Below are 5,691 nucleotides of genomic sequence, written 5' to 3'. Positions count from 1 at the left end.
CCCGCCGGCAGCCAGCCGCCCCGACCAGCGCCGAACCTCATCCCCGCCGGCAATCAGCTTCCGACCAGGTCGGCGACGGCCTCCGCAGTTTCGGGGTACGCCGTGAGCAGGCCCACCACCGCCTCGCCCGTCTCCGGCCCGGCGGACAGCCCGGCCGTGACCGGTGCCCACTCCCCCTCACAGCCGAGAAGACGTGCCACCGCGTCCGCCGACGACGGGCCGGACGCCAGGAACGCCGCCGCCGCGACCGCCGGACCCATCGCCGCGACGGCCGTCCGGCCGCGAGCCGGCGCGCTCCACGGCGGAATCCATGAGTCGAGGGCGGCAAGCGTGCCCGGGAAGGTGCGGCCCGCTTCCCTGGTCAGCACCGGCACCAGCTCGGCGGCCTGCTGCCGCAACGTCATGATCAGGTTGGGTAGCCAGGGCAGCAGCACCGGATCGGGCAGCTGCCCGAACGCCCGCGACAGCGTCTCCACCACGAACGGAGCCAGCCTCGGCACCGGCTCCAGCGCCTGCACGAAACCGCTGACATACTGCGGGACGGCAGGCACCACCAGCGGATTGCCGAGCAGGTCGCCGACCCGGGCCCGCAGGTCTGCCATCGGCAGGGCGCCCAGTTGGTGCAGCGCCGCCCACAGCAGCGCCACCTTGGCCGGGGCCTCCGGATGCGACTGCCGGACCGCGATCTCCAGCTGGATCCGGTCGCAGCCCAGCGACAGGGCGAGGCTCTCCATGCTGAACAGGAATCCGAGCATCGCCCCCACCTGCCGCACCCCGGTCGCCTCGTCGACGAAAGCGGTCGGCAGCAGGGTGCAGTAGTGCGCATACCCAGCGATCACGAAACGCTCGCACCAGGTCGGCAGCGCCGGGGCGGTGGACCGGTAGTGGCCGAGCAGCCGACGGATCCGGCGCAGCACCTCGGGCGCGTCGTCGACCGTACGCTCGGCTGACAACAGCTCGATGGCGCGGGCGCCCAGCTCGTCGGTGAGACGCGGGCTCTCCAGGAACAGCAGTGAGTTCTCCACCGCCTTGAGCGCGATGGCCGCGGTCGCCTTCGGATCCCAGGCGTCCCGGCGCAGCCGCTGCTCCAGAACCTGCTCGACGGTGACGCCCTCGTAGCCCAGCTCGATGACGGCACGCTGGTGGCGGCCGAGGTCGAGGTCCCAGCTCTCCTGGATGTGCTTCTCACCGAGCCGGCGGCTGCCCATGATCGGGCGGACCGCCTGGTCGGGCAACAGGTACCGCAGCATCCACAGCAGCTGCGAGCAGGCGGCCAGTTCGGGCCGGGCGGTCAGGTCGAGCAGCGCCCGCTGGATGCTGCGCTGCTCCAGATTGAGGCCGAGCGGTTCGAGCCGGTCGAACACGTCCCGGGCCAGCGGTGGCATGGCGTCGTAGCCGACCCGGCCGATCCGGTCGCCACCGAGCAGGATCTCGCAGAGCCGTCGCACGTCACGCCGACCCGGCACCGTGTCCTTCTCGATGCAGGTGACCGCGGCGTCCTGGAAGTCGTACGGCGTCGGCCGCGCCCGCCCTCGCATCCCGGCCAGCAGGACGGACGTCTCGAAGACCGCGATCGCGTCGGCGGTGCTCGCGAGGTAACCGTTACGGCGGGCCAGCCGGACGATGTCGACGCACCAGCCGCGCAGTTCCTCCTCGTCCAGCCCGTCCAGCACGGGCGGGCCGGACAGGTAGCCGGTGAGGTGGTCGGTCACCGGGGCGGCCGGCGTCACCGGCGCGGGCAGCGCCTTCTTCCGGCCGCTGCTCTTCTGACCTTGCAGCTTGTACGGGGTGAGCCGGTGTTTCGTGAGCTGCTTCTGCCAGGTGGCCGCCGCGATCGACACCGAGCCGGGCGCCAGCCCGAACTGGGCCTCGATCGCCGAGTGACTGGACGGGATCAGGCCGTAGAGCCAGGTGGTGCCGGTCCGCGGGCTTATCGCGAAGTCCGGTGTGCCGAGAGCGGAGCCGGCCTCCGGGACCCGGCTGGCCGCGTGGAAAGCGCCGCAGATGTAGAGGCAGTCGGCCGGGTCTGTGCCGGTGGCGGCGAGATGCTCGCGGATCCGGGTCCACATGTAGCGTTCCCGGTCCTCGTCGCCGGCGTAACGCCGGGTGTCATGCGGGGCCAGCCGCCGGAAAAGGCTGCCGACCAGCACCATCACCTGCCGGTACGTCTCGTGGTCGGCGCCGGCCAGGGGCTGCTCGACGTACTGGTCCCACCACTCCGACCAGTGCCGGACCCGGCCGTGGTGCAGCAGGTACTCCTCCAGCTCGGCGAAACGCGGCCGCAGGTCACCGATCTCCACGCCGACCGCATCACCGTGCAGGTCCTCCTCCGGCTCGCCCGAGGTGGCCGGGGTCACGTCGGGCTGCCACTGGAAGACGTGGTCGGTGGACCGGTCCACCAGGACCAGCTCCACCCCGGGCGTCTCCAGCGCGTACGCGATCGCCTGGTATTCGGCGGACGCCTCGGTGATCGGCGCGATCACCGACAGCGGCGCCGACTCCACCGGGAAGCCCTCCAGCTCGGAGGCGAAGGCCTGCAGCGCCACCGGCAACCGGCAGTTGCGCAGCTCGGTGAGCAGCGGCTGGAGGTCCTCGCACAGCTCCAGATAGACGACCTTCGGTTGTTTCTCCCGCAGCCGCCGCAGCATGGCCAGCGCGGAGGCCGGTGAGTGGTGGCAGACCGGGAAGATCTCCAGCGGCTCGCTCAGGGCGTGGTCGACGTCGTCGACGATCCCGGCGAGGATCTCGGGCAGCGCCGCCGGGCCGCCGCCGAGCTCCTCGGCGGCGGACAGCAGCTGCTCACGCAGCGAGTCGAACGTCACCGAATACCTCCGTGGAAGCCCGGCCCATCAGGGCCAGGAGGAAACGGATTCCCAGCGGGGCAGGGCAGGTAGCGCCGGTTCGCCGTCAAGGCGAATCCGGCGTCCGCAAGGGCCACTGTTGCGCAAGCAAACATCCGTGCTACTTTCTTCGCGCCCGAGCCAGCCAGGCCGGGCCTACCGCCGGGCTGGCGGGAAGTGACGTCTGTAGAGATCGCGTTAGACCGATGGGCGACCACAAGGACGCCCCCCGCCGTTAACTCGGGTCGGCTGGGTCGTTGATGCAGAAAGCTCCATCCGCGAGGATGGAATCCCCCTGCTTTAGCCGGGGGAGAAGTCAAGACAGGGTCGCAATCGCCTGGCGGCCGCCCTCCAGGAACCCGGACCACTCGCCGCTCTGCTCGCGGCTGCGCGGCTCGACCACGCCGTGCCAGTACTTGTTGAGAATGGCCAGATCCTCCGGGCTGCGCCGGGCGAGCGAGCCGACCAGCGACCCGGCCAGCGCCTCCGCGGTCAGCGCTCGCGCGCCGAAGAAGTTGCTGTGCAGGATGGCGTCCTCCAGGACACCGATCTGCTCGGCGGTGGACAGCGCCGACTCCAGCCGCTCGTCGTCACCGGCCGCCGAGGCGGAGGCGGCGCGCAGGTCGGCGAAGCTCTGCAACAGCACGTCGAGCAGGGTGGGCGGAACCTCCAGCTCGATGTTGTGCCGGCGCAGCAGCTCCTCGGTCCGGAAGCGGACGATCTCCGCCTCGCTCTTCTTGTTCGTCACCACCGGGATACGGACGAAGTTGAACCGCCGCTTGAGCGCCGACGACAGGTCGTTGACGCCCCGGTCCCGGCTGTTCGCGGTGGCGATGATGCTGAATCCGGGCTTGGCGAAGACGATGTTGTCGTCGTCCAGCTCGGGGATCGACACGTACTTCTCGGAGAGGATCGAGATCAGCGCGTCCTGCACGTCGCTGGTGGAACGGGTCAGCTCCTCGAAACGGCCGATCACGCCGCCCTCCATGGCGGTCATGATCGGCGACGGGATCATCGAGGCACGGGACTGGCCCTTCGCGATCACCATCGACACGTTCCACGAGTACTTGATGTGGTCCTCGGTGGTGCCGGCGGTGCCCTGCACGACAAGCGTGGAGTTACGGCTGATGGCCGCGGCGAGCAGCTCGGCGAGCCAGCTCTTACCGGTGCCCGGGTCGCCGATCAGCAGCAGCCCTCGGTCCGACGCGAGGGTGACGATCGCCCGCTCGACGAAGCTGCGGTCGCCGAACCATTTCTGGGCGATCTCCCGCTCCAGACCGTCGGCACGCTCGGAGCCCAGGATGAACAGTCGCACCATCTTCGGGCTGAGCCGCCACGAGAACGGCTTGGGACCGTCGTCGACGGACTCCAGCCAGTCCAGCTCCTCGGCGTACTTGACCTCGGCGGGGGCGCGCAGCATGTCACTCATCGCGGAAAAGTCTCCTTGCTCTTGCGATCAGACGAGGAAGTTCTTGAGCTCGGTGACGAGCTTCTTGATGTGGCCGGACAGGACCGGTGTGCCCTGGTCCTTGAATCGCTGGCGGAACCACGGGTTGACGCTCTGGTGGCCGCCGCTGCTCACCGAGCCGACCGGGATGAACTTGACCCCGGCACGGTGGATGGACTGCATGCCGTCCCACACGGCCTGCTCCTGCCACTCGTAGAAGTCGGAGATCCAGACGACCACGCTGTTCCGCGGGTCGGTGATCTTGGGGCGGGCCAGGTCGAGGGCGACCGTGCCGTCGGTGCCGCCGCCGAGGTGGGTGTGCAGCAGCACCTCGAACGGGTCGTGCACCCACGGGGTGAGGTCGAGGGCCCTGGTGTCGTATGCGATCAGGTGCACGTCGACCTTGGGAAGCCCGGCGAAGATGGAGGCCAGGATGGTGCAGTTGACCATCGCGTCGACCATCGACCCGGACTGGTCCACCACCACGATCAGCCGGGCCGGCTCGATCCGTTTCGCGGTCTGCCGGTAGTAGAGCCGGTCGACGTAGAGACGCTCGTCCTCCGGGCTCCAGTTCGGCAGGTTCTTCCAGATCGTGCGGTCCAGGTCGAGGTTGCGGAAGACCCGTTTCGGCGGCACGGACCGGTCGATGGTGCCGGCGCTGGCCTGCGCGACCTGGGTGCGCAGCACCTCGGCCACCTCGTCGACGAACCGGCGGATCAGCGCCTTGGCGTTGGCCAGCGCTGTGCCGTCCAGATTGTCCTTGTCGCGCAGCAACTGCTCGATCAGCGACATGCTCGGGGTGAGCTGCCGGGCCAGCCGGTTGTCGGCGAGCACCTCGCGCAGCCGCATCCGGCTGACCAGGTCGCCCTCGATGCCGGCCAGCGCCGCACCGAGGCCCGTGCCGGTGCCCGCCGCCCGGCCGCGCAACTGCCCGGGCTCGCAGCCCATCGCCCGCTCGAACCGGCCGGCGTCGGCCTGCCATCGCTGCAGCTGCTCGGCGGTCACGTTGCCGGAGCCGGTGGCGAACACGTTGAGCAGCAGCTTCGACACCAGGGCGGCACGCCGGACCTCGCCGTCGCGGTCGTCGCCGGGGTCACTCATCAGCCCGTCGAACTCCCGCTCCAGCTGCGGGAACCGCTGGACCACGGTGTCCACCGACACGGCCGGATCGAGCAGCGCGGCCGGCAGGCCCAGGTCGCCGACGATCGCCATGCTCGCCGACTCCAGCGCGGCCTGCTCCTCGGCGTCGAAAAGCCGCGACAACAGCCGCCAGTAGAGGACCTGACGGCGGGTCTCCCCGGCGGAGACGCTGACCGATTCGCTCGCAAGCTCGCTCATGCCGTCACCTCCGCTTCGCTCCGGCGCCAGCATGAGTACAAACCTGAGCTGACCGATTCGCTCGCA

3 protein-coding genes are annotated in these 5,691 nt (G+C 70.0%); all 3 read right to left on the bottom strand.

The window, feature by feature from the left end; all coding sequences use genetic code 11:
- Positions 1-53 precede the first annotated feature (53 nt).
- Entirely contained in the window at positions 54-2,795 is a 2,742-nt protein-coding gene (locus tag AB0I88_RS33670) for a DUF5682 family protein (RefSeq protein WP_361034098.1), read from the bottom strand.
- Between the two features lie 361 nt (positions 2,796-3,156).
- Positions 3,157-4,269: an AAA family ATPase gene (locus tag AB0I88_RS33665; RefSeq protein WP_361034075.1), complete on the bottom strand. Its 1,113-nt coding sequence runs from the start codon at positions 4,267-4,269 to the stop codon at positions 3,157-3,159.
- Between the two features lie 27 nt (positions 4,270-4,296).
- Positions 4,297-5,625: a VWA domain-containing protein gene (locus AB0I88_RS33660; protein ID WP_361034072.1), complete on the bottom strand. Its 1,329-nt coding sequence runs from the start codon at positions 5,623-5,625 to the stop codon at positions 4,297-4,299.
- Positions 5,626-5,691 lie beyond the last annotated feature (66 nt).

Origin of the sequence: Actinoplanes sp. NPDC049802, from assembly GCF_040656595.1 — a bacterium.
Lineage (GTDB): Bacteria > Actinomycetota > Actinomycetes > Mycobacteriales > Micromonosporaceae > Actinoplanes.
This window is presented reverse-complemented; position numbering and strand designations above follow the sequence as displayed.

Bases quoted from the DNA above. Each gene is read 5' to 3' on its own strand.
- AB0I88_RS33665 (WP_361034075.1), bottom strand. From the start codon at position 4,269: ATGAGTGACATGCTGCGCGCCCCCGCCGAGGTCAAGTACGCCGAGGAG.
- AB0I88_RS33660 (WP_361034072.1), bottom strand. From the start codon at position 5,625: ATGAGCGAGCTTGCGAGCGAATCGGTCAGCGTCTCCGCCGGGGAGACC.